This is a genomic window from Streptomyces sp. Y20 (assembly GCF_043195475.1).
Classification (GTDB): Bacteria; Actinomycetota; Actinomycetes; order Streptomycetales; family Streptomycetaceae; genus Streptomyces.
This window is the reverse complement of the sequence record NZ_JBIDDP010000009.1, coordinates 282,751-298,550: the sequence shown is the minus strand read 5'-3', so window position 1 is coordinate 298,550 and position 15,800 is coordinate 282,751. Positions and strand designations below refer to the sequence as shown.

Below are 15,800 nucleotides of genomic sequence, written 5' to 3'. Positions count from 1 at the left end.
GGTCACATCAGCGGGGTCAGGAACCGGCGCAGGCGTTCCTCGTACTCGCCGGGGTCCGCGTTCCACATCGCCGCGTGCGGGGCCCCCGGCACGGTGTGCAGGGCGACGAGGTCGGCGCGGTGCCGGGCGAGCCGGCGGGAGAACCGCCAGGGGGCGACCTGGTCGTCCGGGCCGTGGATGAGCAGGGTGGGGACACGGAGCAGCGCCGGCCCGGTGTCCTCGGTGATCCGGCCGGTGTGCAGCCCGGCCCGGCCCTGCGCGGCCCGCACCGCGAGCGGCAGCAGCGGCCGGGGGGTGTGGCGGGCCGCGGCCAGGGCGCGCAGCGTGGCCTGCCAGCTGAGTACCGGCGAGTCCAGGACGAGTCCGGCCACGCGCTCGCGGACGGTGGAGTGCCCGGCGGCGTGCAGGGCCATGGTGGCGCCGGTGGACCAGCCGAGGAGGACGACCCGGCGGGCGCCTCGGCCGACGGCGTAGCGGATCGCCGCGTCGACGTCGCGCCACTCGGTCTCGCCGAGGTGGTTCAGCCCGTCCGGCGGGCGGGGAGCGCCGAGGTCGCCGCGGTAGGAGAGGGCGAGGACCGGCAGGCTGCGGCCGTGCAGGAAGCCCAGGACGTTGAGGACTTGCTCGCGAGTGGTGCCGAGGCCGTGCACGGCGATCACCCAGGTGTCCCGGTGGCCGGGCAGGAACCAGGCGGGCAGCGGCCCGAGTTCGCCGGGCACGTCGACGTCGGTGTGGTCGAGGCCGAGGGCGGTGCCCGGGTTGCCGACGTACAGGTTGGGGGTCAGCCACACCGCGTCGCCGGGGGCGAAGGTGCCGTGGGTGACGCGTTCCAGGCGGCGTACGACGGTGTCGGCGGTGTGCCGGGGCGCCTCCAGGACGGGGCCGACGACCGCGTGGCTGCCGTCGCCGGCGAGGCCGTAGGTGCCCGGGCGCAGGGTGGCCAGGTCGCGGGTCAGTGTGATCCGGCCGGCGTCCGTGCCGTGCACGGTGAGACGGGGTTCGGTGGGCAGGGGGCGGCCCGCGGGCGCCTTCAGCGCGGCGTCGCTGGCGAGTCGTCCGACGGCCACGGAGGCCAGGCCGGCGGCGACGGCGGCGGTGACCGCGGTGGCGGTGGCTCTGACGGTGCGCACGGGTCCAGTGTCGGGGCGGGGTGCGCCACCGGCCAGCGGAGCGGTGGGCGGGGGTGAGCTCCGGGGTGGTGCGACCCGGACCGCCACGGCCGGGCCCGTACGCCCTGGCCGAACGCCGTCGCGCCGGATGAAGGGGAGTCGATCCCCTGGAGCCCGGCGGAACCGGAGCGTTTGCTTCCCGAGCGCGCGCCGTAACCAGGGCGCCCGGACCCGGGAAGCGAGACGGAACCGGGGCGCCCGGACCCCGGAAGCGCGGCGGAGCCGAATCAGCCGGCTCCCGGAAGCGCGGCGGAGCCGGAGAAGGCGGGGCCGGGGCGTGCCGCGGGCCGGGGTGTGCGGGGCCCTGTTCGGTGGGCTGGGTGGCAAGGGGTCACCTCCGTTGGCCGTACCCCTTCAAGCGTTCCCCGGCTTCGGCCAGTTGTGCCTGCGAGAGCAGGGACGGTGTCAGGCCCGGCACGGAGGACGCCGTGAGCCACAGGCGACACATCCACTCCAGCTGGGCGGTGCGGTCGTAGGCCTGGTCCAGGGTGGCGCCGTACGTGACCGTGCCGTGGTTGCGGAGCAGGCAGCCGGAGCGGCCGTCGAGGGCGCGGAGCATGTGCTCGGCCAGCTCGTCGGTGCCGTAGGTGGCGTAGGGGGCGACCCGGACGGGGCCGCCGAGGGCGCCGGCCATGTAATGGATCAGCGGCAGCTCGTTCACGAGCGTGGAGACGGCGGTGGCGTGCACGGCGTGGGTGTGGACGACGGCCCGGGCGCCGGTGGTGCGGTAGACGGCGAGGTGCATGGGCAGTTCGCTGGTCGGTGCCAGGGAGCCGAGCACCCGGCGGCCGGTGAGGTCGACGCCGGTGATGTCGCCGGGGGTGAGCCGGTCGTAGGGGACGCCCGTAGGGGTGACGAGCACGAGGTCGCCGAGGCGCGCGGAGACGTTGCCGGAGGTGCCGACCACGAGTCCGTCAGCCACGGTCCTGCGTGCCGTCGCGACCAGTTCCGCCCATAGACGGGCCTCTTCCTGCCGGATGTCTTCCACTTCTGCCGGGTTGCGCCGCGGTTCAGCCATGCGGCGATCCTGCCAGCCGGCCCGGTGCCCCCGGGGGCGGACCGGCCACTTCCCGATGCGGGCCGTGCCGGAAGCCGTACCAGGAGCCGTACCACCGAACGGGCGAACTCGGTCACGAAACGCCTGAAACGGACACGGATTCGGTGATCACCGATCCTTCAAAGGTCCGTCCTGCCCACACCTGCCCACACCTGCCCACTGGACGATCCGTACGATCGCCACCGCCCGCGGGGCCCGGCCGTCCGTCACACCGGAGAGACGCACCGGAGAGACGCATGGCCCCTACACACGCCCTTGTCCCGCCACGCCGGCGCCCTCGCGGCGGCGGCCACGGCGACCCTCGCCCTCGCGGGGACCGCCACCGCGTCGGCCGGACCGGTGGAGTCGGCCACGTCGTTCCCCCGGGGGCACGACGTGTCGTCCCACCGGAAGCGGGTCGACCGGCCGGCCGCCCGGGCCAGGGGCGCGCGGTTCGTGTACGTGGTGGAAGCCGTGCACCGGCAACAGCCACAGGCCTTCGCCGGCTCGAACCCGATGTGGACCGCCCGGCACGGCACCGCGCGGCCGGGCACGCTGCCGGGCGGCTGGCGGCACTGGACGTTCCGGCAGTACGGCACCGGGGGCAGACTGCCGGGTGACCAGGATCTCTTCGACGGCTCCATGAGCCGGCCGCGGACGTTCGCGCGCGGCCGGTAGCCAAGGGGCGTAAGGGGCGACCGGGCGGAGCAGCACGCCGAGCCCGCCCGACAGTCACTCTCAAGCCGGTCCCAGTTCATCTTCCGTTCACCCAGATTGCCTACGTTCAGCCTGCCAATGACCTCGAACGATTGCCTGGGTAAATGGAAAGCTTCTCGCTGATCCTCGCGATAGTGGTGGTAACCGCTCTCGCGTTCGATTTCACGAACGGTTTCCACGACACCGCGAACGCGATGGCCACCACCATCTCCACGGGCGCCCTGAAGCCCAAGATCGCGGTGGCCCTGTCCGCCGCCCTCAATCTTGTGGGCGCCTTCCTCTCCGTGGAGGTCGCGAACACGATCTCCAAGGGGCTCGTCGACGAGAGCGGCATCCGTCCCGAGGTCATCTTCGCCGCCCTGGTCGGCGCGATCCTCTGGAACCTGCTGACCTGGCTGGTGGGCCTGCCCTCCAGCTCCTCGCACGCCCTGATGGGCGGCCTGATCGGTGCCACCGTCGCCTCCGCCGGCTTCGGCGCCGTCCACGGTGACGTCCTGGTCACCAAGGTGCTGCTCCCCGCGGTCGCCGCGCCGGTCGTGGCGGGCCTCGCCTCGCTGCTGGCCACCCGGTTCTCCTACGGCATCGGCGGCACCGCCGACGGCGAGGCCACCCGCAAGGGCTACCGCGCCGGCCAGATCGCCTCCGCCGGCCTGGTCTCCCTGGCCCACGGCACCAACGACGCCCAGAAGACGATGGGCATCATCACGCTCGCCCTCGTCGCGGGCGGCTCCATCGCCCCCGGCTCCAACCCTCCCACCTGGGTGATCCTCTCCGCCGGCCTGGCCATCGCGCTCGGCACCTACATCGGCGGCTGGCGCATCATCCGCACCATGGGCAAGGGCCTGACCGACCTGGAGCCGCGCCAGGGCTTCGCCGCCCAGACCAGCGCCGCGACCGCCATCCTGGCCTCCGCCCACCTCGGTTTCTCCCTCTCCACCACCCACGTCGTCTCCGGCTCGGTGATGGGCGCCGGCCTCGGCCGCAAGGGCGGTGTGGTCCGCTGGTCCACCGCGACCCGCATGTTCATCGCCTGGGCGCTCACCCTCCCGGCCGCCGCGCTGGTCGGCGCGGGTGCCGAGTCCGTCACCGGCCTGGGTGACTGGGGCACCGCCGCCGTCGCCCTCTTCCTCGTCGCCTCCAGCGCCGCGATCTGGAAGTTCTCCCGCCGCGAGGTCGTGGACCACACCCACGTGGCCCAGGAGGCCGGCGAGCCGGCCGGTGTGGTCACCACCGCCATCGCCGCCGTGACCCCGCCCCCGGCCGGTCCGGTCGCCATCGACCTGGACATCGCCTTCCCGCAGCAGGCCGCCGTCCCGGCCGCCGAGCCCGCTGCCCCGGCCGCCCCGGCCGCCACCGTCTGAGCCCGGTCACCCCGGTTACCGAAGGAAGCATCCCCATGAAGATCGACTGGGCGGCTCTCGGCTCCGTCTTCGGAGTGAGCCTCGTGGCCACCGTGGGCCTGGTGTCCCTGTTCACCCTCGGCATCGCGGGCCTGAACCGGCGCGAGAAGGCCGTGGCGCAGGGCGGCACCGCCGGCCTGGCCGTCACCGGCGCCTACCTCTGCTTCGCGGCCTGCGCGGCGGCGGTGGCGTACGGCATCCACCTGGTCGTGGCCAAGTCCTGACCCCGACCCTCCGAGGCTCCCCCGCACCGGTCGTGCGGGGGAGCCTCTGCCTTGTCCCCGCCCGTCCCACGGGTCCCGCGGTGTGGGGATGGGCACACTCTCCCCACGCAGGTCAACGGCAAGTTGACGGCCCTTCCGGGCGCGTGGTGGACTGCCCAGGCCATGTACGGCGGCAGAAGAGGAAGCCGGTGCGAATCCGGCGCGGTCCCGCCACTGTCACCGGGGAGTCATCCCCGGGAGCCAGGAACTCTCGCCGCCGATTCACGTCGAACCAGGGCGCGGACACCCTGAGTGAGGACCTACAGCGACATGCTCGGCTGCCCATCGAGGACCCGTTCGAGGACCCGTACCCGGACCGCTCCCGCCCCCGCGGCCGGCTGAGCCGATGGGTGCCGATCGCACTTACGCGTACGGCGCCGCCGCCGGCCTCCTGGGTGACCTGCTCCTCGGCGATCCGCGCCGCGGGCATCCGGTCGCCGCGTTCGGCCGGGCGGCCGGAGCCGTGGAACGCGTCCTGTGGCACGACCACCGCGGGTGGGGTGCCCTGCACACCGCCGTGTGCGCCGGCGGCGCGGTCGCGCTGGGCACGCTGGCCGCACGCGCCGCGCGTCCCCGTCCCGCCGTCTCCGCCGCGCTGACCGCCGCCGCCACCTGGGCCGTCGTCGGCGGCACCTCGCTCGCCCGCGAGGCCCGCACCGTCGGGCGCGCGCTGGAGACCGGGGACGTCGAGGCCGCCCGGGCCCGGCTGCCCCACCTGTGCGGCCGGGACCCGCAGGCGCTGGACGCCGACGGCATCGCCCGGGCCGTGGTCGAGTCGGTCGCCGAGAACACCTCCGACGCCGTGGTCGGCGCCCTCGTCTGGGGCGCGGTGGCCGGAGTTCCGGGGCTGCTCGGATTCCGGGCGGTCAACACCCTGGACGCGATGGTGGGCCACAGGTCGCCCCGCCACCGCCGGTACGGCTGGGCCTCCGCCCGCCTCGACGACGTCGCCGGCTGGCCCGGGGCCCGGCTCACCGCCGTACTCGCCACCCTCGCCGGACCCGATCCGCGCGGCGCCGCGCGGGCCTGGCGGGCCGACGCCTCCCGGCACCCGAGCCCCAACGCCGGGCCGGTGGAGGCCGCGTTCGCGGGCGCCCTCGGCGTACGGCTGGGCGGGACGCTCTCCTACGGCGGCCGGGTCGAACACCGGCCCGTGCTCAACGGCGGCACCGGACGGCCCGTCCGGGTCGCCGACATCGACCGGGCCGTACGGCTCTCGCGCCGCGTCGGCCTGCTCGCGCTCGGCACCACGTTGGCCGCGCGCGGCCTGATGAAGGGACGTGGGAAGTGAACGGGGGTCTCCTCGTCGCCGGCACCACCTCCGACGCCGGCAAGAGCGTCGTGACGGCCGGGATCTGCCGCTGGCTGGTCCGCCAGGGCGTGAAGGTGGCGCCTTTCAAGGCGCAGAACATGTCCCTGAACTCGTTCGTCACCCTGGAGGGCGCGGAGATCGGGCGGGCGCAGGCCATGCAGGCGCAGGCCTGCCGGGTCGAGCCCACCGCGCTCATGAACCCGGTGCTGCTCAAGCCGGGCGGCGAGCAGAGCAGCCAGGTGGTGCTGCTCGGCAAGCCCGTCGGGGAGCTGAGCGCACGCGGCTACCACGGGGGGCGCCAGCAGCGGCTCCTCGGCACGGTGCTGGACTGCCTGGCGGAGTTGCGGGGCACGTATGACGCGGTGATCTGTGAGGGGGCGGGCAGTCCGGCCGAGATCAACCTGCGGCGGACGGACATCGTCAACATGGGCATCGCCCGCAACGCGCGGCTGCCGGTGCTGGTGGTGGGCGACATCGACCGCGGGGGCGTCTTCGCGTCCTTCTTCGGCACCGTCGCCCTGCTCTCCCCCGAGGACCAGGAACTGGTCGCCGGGTTCCTCGTGAACAAGTTCCGCGGCGACGTGTCGCTGCTGGAGCCGGGCCTGGACATGCTGCACGGGCTCACCGGGCGGCGGACGTACGGCGTCCTGCCCTTCCGGCACGGCCTCGGCATCGACGAGGAGGACGGGCTGAGAGTGTCCCTGCGGGGCACCGTGCGCGAGTCCTCGGTGACGCCCCCGGTCGGCGCGGACGTGCTGCGGGTCGCCGTCTGCGCAATCCCGCTGATGTCCAACTTCACCGACGTGGACGCCCTCGCCGCCGAACCGGGCGTCGTCGTGCGCTTCGTGGACCGCCCGGAGGAGCTGGCCGACGCCGACCTCGTGGTGGTCCCGGGTACGCGCGGCACCGTGCGGGCGCTCCAGTGGCTGCGGGAGCGCGGACTGGCGGACGCGCTCGCGCGGCGGGCCGCCGAGGGGCGCCCCGTGCTCGGCATCTGCGGCGGCTTCCAGATACTCGGCGAGCACATCGAGGACGAGGTCGAGTCCCGCGCCGGACACGTCCCCGGACTCGGCCTGCTCCCCGTCCGGGTCCGCTTCGCCCGCGAGAAGACCCTCACCCGGCCCGTCGGCGAGGCCCTCGGCGAGCGGGTCGAGGGGTACGAGATCCATCACGGGGTCGCCGAGGTCACCGGCGGGGACGCCTTCCTGGACGGCTGCCGCGCCGGCCGGACCTGGGGCACCCACTGGCACGGCTCGCTGGAGTCGGACGGCTTCCGGCGGGCCTTCCTGCGCGAGGTGGCCGCCGCCGCGGGCCGCCGCTTCGTGCCCGCGCCGGACACCTCCTTCGCCGCGCTGCGCGAGGAGCAGCTCGACCGGCTCGGCGACCTGATCGAACAGCACGCGGACACCGACGCGCTCCGGCGGCTCATCGAGTCGGGCGCGCCGCAAGGACTGCCTTTCATTCCACCGGGAGCGCCCGCATGAGCACAGTGTTGTTGTTGTCGACCGCCGACACGGATCTGCTGGCGGCCCGGGCCTGTGGCGCCGGCTACCGCATCGGCAACCCCACCCGGGTCGACGTCGCCGCGGAGCTGCCGGCCCTGGTCGAGGGCGCGGACATCGCCGTCGTACGGCTGCTGGGCGGCAAGCGCGCCTGGGAGGACGGGCTGGCGGTGCTGCGGACGTCGGGGATCCCGACCGTGCTGCTGGGCGGCGAGGCCGTCCCGGACGCCGAGCTGATGGCCGAGTCGTCCGTGCCGGCCGGTGTGGTCGCCGAGGCGCTGAAGTACCTGGTCGAGGGCGGCCCGGAGAACCTGCTGGAGCTGTCCCGGTTCCTGTCGGACACCGTGCTGCTGACCGGTGAGGGCTTCGAGGGGCCGCGCGGGATGCCGGAGTACGGGGTGCACGGCGACCGCCCGGTCGTGGCCGGCCGCCCGACCGTGGGCGTCCTCTTCTACCGGGCCCACGAACTGAGCGGCAACACCGCCTTCGTGGACACGCTGTGCGACGCGATCGAGGCGAAGGGCGCCAACGCCCTGCCCGTGTACTGCGGTTCGCTGCGCGGCGCGGACGCCGGGCTGTACCGGCTGCTGGAGCGGGCCGACGTGCTGGTGGCCACCGTCCTCGCGGCCGGCGGCACGCACGCCTCCCAGGCCTCGGCGGGCGGCGACGAGGAGGCCTGGGACATCGGCGCCCTCGCCGACCTGGACGTGCCCGTCCTCCAGGGCCTGTGCCTGACCTCCTCGCGGGCCGCGTGGGAGGAGTCCGACGCGGCCCTGTCCCCGATGGACGCGGCGATGCAGGTCGCGATCCCGGAGTTCGACGGCCGTCTCGTCACCGTCCCGTTCTCCTTCAAGGAGCAGGGCCCGGACGACGTGCCGGTGTACGTCGCCGATCCCGAGCGGGCCTCGCGGGTCGCCGGGATCGCCCTGCGGCACGCCCGGCTGAAGCACAAGCCGAACGCCGAGAAGAAGATCGCCCTGGTCTTCACCGCGTACCCGACCAAGCACTCCCGGGTCGGCAACGCGGTGGGCCTGGACACGCCCGCGTCCGCGGTTCGAGTGCTGGACGCGCTGCGGGACGCCGGCTACTCCCTGACCGAGTACCCCGCCGGCGGCGACGAGCTGATCCACCGGCTGATCGAGGCCGGCGGCCACGACGTCGAGTGGCTGACGGAGGACCAGCTGGCCGCCGCGCCCGCCCGGGTGCCGCTGGCCGACTACCGGTCCTGGTTCGAGAAGCTGGACCCGGGGCTGCGGGATGCGATGACCGAGGCGTGGGGCGAGCCGCCGGGCGGTCTGTACGTGGACGGCGACGACATCGTGCTGGCGTCGCTGCAATTCGGGAACGTCGTGGTGATGATCCAGCCGCCGCGCGGCTTCGGCGAGAACCCGATCGCGATTTACCACGACCCCGACATGCCGCCCTCCCACCACTACATGGCGGCCTACCGGTGGCTGGAACACGGTTTCGGCGCCGACGCGGTCGTGCACATGGGCAAGCACGGGACGATGGAGTGGCTGCCGGGCAAGGGCCTCGGGCTCAGCGCCGGCTGCGCGCCGGACGCGGTGCTCGGCGACCTGCCGCTGATCTACCCGTTCATCGTGAACGACCCCGGTGAGGGCACCCAGGCCAAGCGGCGCGGGCACGCCACGGTCGTCGACCACCTGGTCCCGCCGATGGCCCGCGCCGACACGTACGGCGACCTGGCCAAGCTGGAGCAGCTGCTCGACGAGTACGCCCTCGTCAGCGACCTCGACCCGGTGAAGGCCCCGGCCGTCCGCGCCCAGATCTGGACCCTGGTCAAGGCGGCGGAGCTGCACCACGACCTGCACGTGGACGAGCAGCCGGACGACACCGCGTTCGACGAGTTCGTCATGCACATCGACGGCTACCTGTGCGAGATCAAGGATGTGCAGATCCGGGACGGACTGCACATCCTCGGCGGCGGACCCGTCGCCGAACCCCGGGTCAACCTCGTCCTCGCCGTGCTGCGCGCCTCGCAGGTGTGGGGCGGCCGGGCGAACGCCATCCCCGGCCTGCGGGCCTCGCTCGCGGCTCACTTCGGGCTGGACGAGAAGGAGCTGCTGGCCGAGCCGGGCGCCCCGGTGAAGGTGCCGGCCGAGCTGACCGGCCTGGTCGACGGCCCGGCCCGGACCGCCGCCGACACGATCGACCTGCTGGAGCAGCTGTGCCGGCGGCTGGCGGAGGGCATGGAGGCGCGCGGCTGGGCCGCGGCCGAGTGCGCCCCCCTGGTCCGCGAGGTGCTGGGCGGTGAACTCCCGGCCGCCGTGGCGGTGCTGGAGTTCGCCTGCACGGAGGTCGTACCGCGGCTCGCCCGCACGACCGACGAGATCGGGCACATCCTGCGGGCCCTGGACGGCGGTTACGTCCCGGCGGGCCCCTCGGGCTCCCCGACCCGCGGTCTGGTGAACGTGCTGCCGACCGGCCGGAACTTCTACTCGGTCGACCCCAAGGCGATCCCGTCCCGGCTCAGCTGGGAGGTCGGCCAGTCGCTGGCGGACTCGCTGGTGCAGCGCTACCTCCAGGACACCGGCGCGTACCCGAAGTCCGTGGGCCTCACGGTGTGGGGCACCTCGGCGATGCGCACCCAGGGCGACGACATCGCCGAGATCCTGGCGCTGCTGGGCTGCCGCCCGGTGTGGGACGACGCCTCGCGCCGCGTGACCGGCTTCGAGGTGATCCCGCCGGCGGAGCTGGGGCGGCCTCGCATCGACGTCACCGTCCGCATCTCCGGCTTCTTCCGGGACGCGTTCCCGCACGTCGTCGGGCTGATCGACGACGCGGTGCGGACGGTGGCCGAACTGGACGAGCCGGCCGGGTCGAACTACGTGCGGGCGCACGTGGACGAGGACACCGCCGGGCACGGCGACCGGCGGCGGGCGACCGCGCGTATCTTCGGCTCGAAGCCGGGGGCCTACGGCGCCGGCCTGCTGCCGCTGATCGACGCGCGCAACTGGCGTTCGGACGCCGACCTCGCCGAGGTGTACGCGGTGTGGGGCGGTTACGCCTACGGGCGCGGGCTCGACGGACGGGCGGCGCGCGGGGACATGGAGACCGCGTTCCGGCGGATCGCCGTCGCGGCGAAGAACGTCGACACCCGCGAGCACGACCTGGTCGACGCCGACGACTACTTCCAGTACCACGGCGGCATGGTCGCCATGGTCCGGCACCTGACGGGCGCCAACCCCGAGGCCTACGTGGGCGACAGCGCCGTACCGGACCAGGTGCGCACCCGCACGCTGGGCGAGGAGACCCACCGTGTCTTCCGGGCGCGGGTCGTCAACCCGCGCTGGATGGCGGCCATGCGGCGGCACGGCTACAAGGGCGCGTTCGAGATGGCGGCGACCGTGGACTACCTGTTCGGGTACGACGCGACGGCCGGCGTGGTCGACGACTGGATGTACGAGAAGCTGAGCGCCGAGTACGTCTTCGACCCGGAGAACCGGGACTTCATGAAGAAGTCCAACCCGTGGGCGCTGCGCGGCATCACCGAACGGCTGCTGGAGGCGGCGGACCGCGGCCTGTGGGCGGAGCCCGACGCGGACACGCTGGAGCGGCTGCGCGCCACCTATCTGGAGCTGGAAGGCGACTTGGAGGGCGACCAGTGACCACCCCGTTCCCTTTCACGGCCGTTGTCGGCCAGGACGACCTGCGGCTCGCGCTGCTGCTGAACGCCGTCTCACCGGCGGTCGGCGGTGTCCTCGTGCGCGGCGAGAAGGGCACCGCCAAGTCGACGGCGGTGCGGGCGCTGTCGGCGCTGCTGCCCGAGGTGGCCGTGGTGCCCGGGTGCCGGTTCTCGTGCGATCCGGCGGCGCCGGACCCGTCGTGCCCCGACGGTCCGCACGAAGCCGGCCCCGCCGCCGTGCGCGCCGCCCGGATGGTGGAACTCCCCGTGGGCGCCTCGGAGGACCGGCTCGTCGGCGCCCTGGACATCGAGCGGGCCCTCGCGGAGGGCGTCAAGGCTTTCGAGCCGGGCCTGCTGGCCGACGCGCACCGCGGGATCCTGTACGTCGACGAGGTCAACCTCCTCCACGACCACCTGGTCGACCTGCTGCTGGACGCGGCGGCGATGGGCGCCTCCTACGTGGAGCGCGAGGGCGTGTCGGTGCGGCACGCGGCCCGCTTCCTGCTCGTCGGCACCATGAATCCCGAAGAGGGCGAGCTGCGGCCGCAGTTGCTCGACCGGTTCGGGCTGACCGTGGAGGTCGCCGCCTCGCGTGAGCCGGAGCAGCGGGTGGAGGTCGTGCGGCGCCGGCTGGCGTACGACGACGACCCCGCGGGTTTCGCGGCGCGCTGGGCCGGCGAGGAGGCCGCCGTGCGGCAGCGGGTCGTCGCGGCGCGGGAGCTGCTGCCGCAGGTGCGGCTGGGCGACGCGGCGTTGCGGCAGATCGCGGCGACCTGCGCGGCCTTCGAGGTGGACGGCATGCGCGCCGACATCGTGATGGCCCGTACGGCTACCGCCCTGGCCGCGTGGGCCGGGCGTACCGACGTGCTCGCCGAGGACGTGCGGCAGGCGGCGCTGCTCGCGCTGCCGCACCGGCGCCGGCGCAACCCGTTCGACGCGCCGGGCCTCGACGAGGACAAGCTGGACGAGACGCTGGAGCAGTTCGCCGGGAGCGACCCGGACGGCGGGGGCGGCGCGGACGGGAACGGTCCGGACGGGGACGGTGACGACGATCCCGGCCCCGGTGGCCCCGGCGGGGGCGGCGGGCAGCCGGAGCCGGACGCCGGTCCGCAGGGCGGGGACATCGCCGCGCGGCCGGAGGCCGCGGACGGCGGGGAGCCGCAGCCGTCCGGTGCCGGCCCGGGCGAGCGGTCCCCGGCGCGTGCCGCGGAACCGTTCAGGGCCAGGGTGCTGAGTGTGCCCGGGATCGGTGAGGGCGCCGCCGGGCGGCGGTCGCGGGCGCGCACCGAGCACGGCCGGACCACGGGGTCCCGCCGGCCGCGGGGGGCGCTGACCAAGCTGCACCTGGCCGCGACCGTGCAGGCCGCCGCCCCGCATCAGCGGGCGCGCGGCCGGTCGGGTCCCGGCCTGGTGATCCGCCGGGACGATCTGCGGCAGGCGTCCCGCGAGGGCCGCGAGGGGAACCTCGTGCTGTTCGTGGTGGACGCCTCGGGGTCGATGGCGGCCCGGCAGCGGATGAGCGCCGTCAAGGGTGCCGTCCTGTCGTTGCTCCTGGACGCCTACCAGCGGCGGGACAAGGTGGGTCTGGTGACCTTCCGGGGCTCCTCGGCCGAGGTGGCGCTGCCGCCGACGTCGTCCGTCGACGCCGCCGCGGTGCGGCTGGAGTCGCTGCCGACCGGTGGCCGTACGCCGCTGGCCGCCGGGCTGCTGAAGGCGCACGAGGTGCTGCGGGTGGAGCGGCTGCGGGACGCGGCGCGGCGGGCGCTGGTCGTGGTGGTGACCGACGGGCGGGCGACGGGCGGGACGGAGCCGGTGGCCCTCGCGGAGCGGGCGGCGCGGCTGTTCGCGGCCGACGGGATCGCCTCGGTGGTCGTGGACTGCGAGTCGGGGCCGGTGCGGCTGGGGCTCGCCGGCCGGCTGGCCGGGGAACTGGACGGTACGGCGGTCACGCTGGAGGAGCTGCGGGCCGACTCGATCGCCGGGCTGGTCAGGGATGTGCAGGGAACGTCGAGGAGGGCAGCGTAGTGCCGCAGGGACAGCCGAGTGTCGTACCGGACGACGGTCTGACGACCCGACAGCGCAGGAACCGCCCGCTGGTCGTCGTGCACACGGGCGTCGGCAAGGGCAAGTCCACCGCCGCGTTCGGGCTGGCGCTGCGCGCCTGGAACCAGGGGTGGCCCATCGGGGTGTTCCAGTTCGTCAAGTCCGCGAAGTGGAAGGTCGGCGAGGAGAACGCGCTGCGCGTGCTCGGCGCCTCCGGCGAGGGCGGGACCGTCGACTGGCACAAGATGGGCGAGGGCTGGTCCTGGGTGCAGCGCGATGCCCAGATGGACAACGAGGAGAAGGCCCGCGAGGGCTGGGAGCAGGTCAAGCGGGATCTGGCCGCCGAGACGTACCGGCTGTACGTGCTGGACGAGTTCGCGTACCCGATGCACTGGGGCTGGGTCGACACGGACGAGGTGGTGGAGGTGCTGCGCGCCCGGCCGGGCACCCAGCACGTCGTGATCACGGGGCGCAACGCGCCACGGAAGCTGGTGGACCTCGCCGACCTCGTCACCGACATGTCCAAGGTCAAGCACCCCATGGACGCCGGCCAGAAGGGCCAGAAGGGCATCGAGTGGTGAGTGCGCCCGTGCCCCGGCTGGTCATCGCCGCGCCCTCCTCGGGCAGCGGCAAGACCACCGTCGCCACGGGGCTGATGGCCGCGTTCGCCGCGCGGGGGCTCGCCGTGTCCCCGCACAAGGTCGGACCGGACTACATCGACCCCGGCTACCACGCGCTCGCCACCGGGCGGGCGGGGCGCAACCTGGACGCGTACCTGTGCGGGCCGGAGCTGGTCGCTCCGCTGTTCCTGCACGGGGCGCGGGGCTGCGACCTCGCGGTCGTGGAGGGCGTGATGGGGCTGTACGACGGGGCGGCCGGGGAGGGTGAACTGGCCTCCACCGCCCAGGTGGCCAAGCTGCTGCGCGCGCCGGTCGTGCTCGTCGTGGACGCGTCGTCGCAGTCGCGGTCGGTGGCGGCCCTGGTGCACGGCTTCGCGTCCTGGGACCCGCGGGTGCGGATCGGGGGCGTGATCCTGAACAAGGTGGGCTCCGACCGGCACGAGTCGCTCCTGCGGGAGGCACTGGATGCGGCGGGGGTGCCGGTCCTCGGTGCGCTGCGGCGGGCGGCCCGGGTGGAGACGCCGTCGCGGCACCTGGGGCTGGTGCCGGTGGCCGAGCGAACCGCGGCCGCGGTCGATGCCGTGGCCGCCATGGCGGCGCAGGTGACCCGGGGCTGCGACCTGGCCGCCCTGGAGGCGCTGGCCCGCTCGGCGGGTCCCCTGCCGGACGGTTCCGCCCCGTGGACCCCCGATCCTTCGCCCGCCCACCACCCGGCCCGGCCCGGAGCGGCTCGGCCGGCCGGGGAGCGAGGGCCCGTGGTCGCGGTCGCCGGGGGTCGCGCGTTCACGTTCTCCTACGCCGAGCACACCGAACTGCTCACCGCCGCCGGGGCAGAGGTCGCCGTCTTCGACCCGCTGCGGGACGAGGGGCTGCCCGAGGGGACGGCCGGGCTGGTCATCGGCGGCGGGTTCCCCGAGGTGTACGCCGCCGAGCTGTCCGCCAACGAGCCGCTGCGGGCGGCCGTCGCGGACCTGGCGCGCTCCGGCGCGCCCGTGGCCGCCGAGTGCGCCGGGCTGCTCTATCTGTGCCGGGATCTGGACGGGCAGCCGATGTGCGGGGTGCTGGACGCCGCCGCGCGGATGAGTGAGCGGCTGACCCTCGGCTACCGGGACGCCGTGGCCGTCGGCGACAGTGTGCTGGCGGTGGCGGGGACGCGGATGCGGGGCCACGAGTTCCACCGCACCGTCGTCGAGCCGGGCGCCGGTGCCGCCCCCGCCTGGGGTGTGCGCGCCCCGGCCCGGCGGGTCGAGGGATTTGTACAGCGGGGCGTGCACGCGAGTTATCTGCACACGCACTGGGCGTCCGAGCCCGGTGTCGCCCGTCGGTTCGTGGAGAGGTGCCGGACGTCATGAGCAGCAGGCTGGTCGGAGTCGGGGTGGGTCCCGGTGATCCGGAGCTGGTGACCGTCAAGGGGGTCAACGCCCTGCGGGCGGCCGAGGTCGTCGTCGTACCGGTGATGGACTCCGGCGAGCGGGGCCGGGCGGAGGCGACGGTGCTGCACTACGTGCCCGGGGACAAGGTCGTCCGGGTGGTGTTCGCGCTGAACGAGCGGACCGACCGGGCGCGCCGGGAGGCGGCCTGGGACGCGGCCGGCGCCCGGGTCGCCGAGCTGCTGCGGCGGCACGGGTCGGTGGCGTTCGCGACCATCGGGGACCCGAACGTGTACTCGACGTTCACGTATCTCGCGCAGACCGTCGGGGAGCTGGTCCCGGGGCTCGCCGTGGAGACGGTGCCCGGCATCACGGCCATGCAGGATCTCGCGGCGCGGTCCGGTGCCGTGCTGACGGAGGGCACCGAACCGCTCACCCTCGTCCCGGTCACCGCCGGGTCCGCCGTGCTGAAGGAGGCGCTGGCCGGGCCGGGGACCGTGGTGGCGTACAAGTTCGGGCGGCAGGCCGCGGAGGTCGCGGAGGCGCTGGCGGAGACCGGCCGGCTCGGGAACGCCGTGTGGGGGTCGGCGCTGGGGCTGCCGGAGGAGTCCGTGCGGCCGGCCGCCGAGCTGGACGGGGCCCCGCTGCCGTACCTGTCGACGCTGATCGCGCCCCCGCGGCGGGACGGCGGTCGGGGCGGGAAGCTGTGACACCGCCCGCGC

The 15,800-nt window shown here is 74.6% G+C and carries 12 protein-coding genes and 1 riboswitch; of the genes, 10 read left to right on the top strand and 2 right to left on the bottom strand.

Annotation, left to right across the window (positions count from 1 at the left end; all coding sequences use genetic code 11):
* Positions 1–2: 2 nt before the first annotated feature.
* The gene (locus ACGFT1_RS24000) at positions 3–1,130 is read right to left on the bottom strand and encodes an alpha/beta hydrolase (protein ID WP_373911005.1); all 1,128 of its coding nucleotides are present in this window, start codon (positions 1,128–1,130) and stop codon (positions 3–5) included.
* 370 nt (positions 1,131–1,500) lie between these two features.
* Complete coding sequence (locus ACGFT1_RS23995; RefSeq protein ID WP_373911004.1) at positions 1,501–2,187, bottom strand: class II aldolase/adducin family protein; 687 nt, start codon at positions 2,185–2,187, stop codon at positions 1,501–1,503.
* Between the two features lie 294 nt (positions 2,188–2,481).
* On the opposite strand from ACGFT1_RS23995, the gene ACGFT1_RS23990 reads away from it, so the two are divergent.
* The 10 genes from ACGFT1_RS23990 to cobI all read left to right on the top strand — a co-directional run bounded on the left by ACGFT1_RS23990 (position 2,482) and on the right by cobI (position 15,788).
* Positions 2,482–2,883: a hypothetical protein gene (locus ACGFT1_RS23990; protein ID WP_373911003.1), complete on the top strand. Its 402-nt coding sequence runs from the start codon at positions 2,482–2,484 to the stop codon at positions 2,881–2,883.
* A gap of 143 nt (positions 2,884–3,026) precedes the next feature.
* Positions 3,027–4,283 carry an anion permease gene (locus tag ACGFT1_RS23985; RefSeq protein WP_373911002.1) on the top strand — a complete coding sequence of 419 codons (1,257 nt, stop codon included), beginning with the start codon at positions 3,027–3,029 and terminating at the stop codon, positions 4,281–4,283.
* A 35-nt stretch (positions 4,284–4,318) separates the two neighbouring features.
* Entirely contained in the window at positions 4,319–4,546 is a 228-nt protein-coding gene (locus tag ACGFT1_RS23980) for a hypothetical protein (protein WP_373911001.1), read from the top strand.
* Positions 4,547–4,676: 130 nt separating this feature from the next.
* Positions 4,677–4,819: riboswitch (cobalamin riboswitch) on the top strand.
* Between the two features lie 112 nt (positions 4,820–4,931).
* Positions 4,932–5,876 (top strand): cobalamin biosynthesis protein, encoded by a 945-nt coding sequence (locus ACGFT1_RS23975; RefSeq protein ID WP_373911000.1) that lies wholly within the window; start codon positions 4,932–4,934, stop codon positions 5,874–5,876.
* A complete protein-coding gene (locus tag ACGFT1_RS23970) occupies positions 5,873–7,381 on the top strand; it encodes a cobyric acid synthase (RefSeq protein ID WP_373910999.1) in 1,509 nt (502 codons plus the stop codon). Before ACGFT1_RS23975 ends, ACGFT1_RS23970 begins: the two co-directional genes overlap by 4 nt.
* Positions 7,378–11,028: a cobaltochelatase subunit CobN gene (gene cobN, locus ACGFT1_RS23965; RefSeq protein WP_373910998.1), complete on the top strand. Its 3,651-nt coding sequence runs from the start codon at positions 7,378–7,380 to the stop codon at positions 11,026–11,028. Before ACGFT1_RS23970 ends, cobN begins: the two co-directional genes overlap by 4 nt.
* Positions 11,025–13,070: a putative cobaltochelatase gene (locus ACGFT1_RS23960; protein ID WP_373910997.1), complete on the top strand. Its 2,046-nt coding sequence runs from the start codon at positions 11,025–11,027 to the stop codon at positions 13,068–13,070. The genes cobN and ACGFT1_RS23960 overlap by 4 nt, the downstream gene beginning before the upstream one ends.
* Complete coding sequence (gene cobO, locus ACGFT1_RS23955) at positions 13,070–13,669, top strand: cob(I)yrinic acid a,c-diamide adenosyltransferase (RefSeq protein WP_373910996.1); 600 nt, start codon at positions 13,070–13,072, stop codon at positions 13,667–13,669. The genes ACGFT1_RS23960 and cobO overlap by 1 nt, the downstream gene beginning before the upstream one ends.
* Positions 13,666–15,060 carry a cobyrinate a,c-diamide synthase gene (locus ACGFT1_RS23950; protein ID WP_373910995.1) on the top strand — a complete coding sequence of 465 codons (1,395 nt, stop codon included), beginning with the start codon at positions 13,666–13,668 and terminating at the stop codon, positions 15,058–15,060. The genes cobO and ACGFT1_RS23950 overlap by 4 nt, the downstream gene beginning before the upstream one ends.
* Positions 15,057–15,788, top strand: a complete 732-nt coding sequence (cobI, locus tag ACGFT1_RS23945) for a precorrin-2 C(20)-methyltransferase (protein WP_373910994.1) — start codon at positions 15,057–15,059, stop codon at positions 15,786–15,788. Before ACGFT1_RS23950 ends, cobI begins: the two co-directional genes overlap by 4 nt.
* The last annotated feature ends 12 nt before the right edge of the window (positions 15,789–15,800 follow it).

What these genes read in the sequence shown, in the direction of transcription:
- cobI (WP_373910994.1), top strand. Translation starts at nt 15,057, where the DNA reads ATGAGCAGCAGGCTGGTCGGAGTCGGGGTGGGTCCCGGTGATCCGGAG.
- ACGFT1_RS23995 (WP_373911004.1), bottom strand. Translation starts at nt 2,187, where the DNA reads ATGGCTGAACCGCGGCGCAACCCGGCAGAAGTGGAAGACATCCGGCAG.
- cobN (WP_373910998.1), top strand. Translation starts at nt 7,378, where the DNA reads ATGAGCACAGTGTTGTTGTTGTCGACCGCCGACACGGATCTGCTGGCG.
- ACGFT1_RS23980 (WP_373911001.1), top strand. Translation starts at nt 4,319, where the DNA reads ATGAAGATCGACTGGGCGGCTCTCGGCTCCGTCTTCGGAGTGAGCCTC.
- ACGFT1_RS23975 (WP_373911000.1), top strand. Translation starts at nt 4,932, where the DNA reads ATGGGTGCCGATCGCACTTACGCGTACGGCGCCGCCGCCGGCCTCCTG.
- ACGFT1_RS23985 (WP_373911002.1), top strand. Translation starts at nt 3,027, where the DNA reads ATGGAAAGCTTCTCGCTGATCCTCGCGATAGTGGTGGTAACCGCTCTC.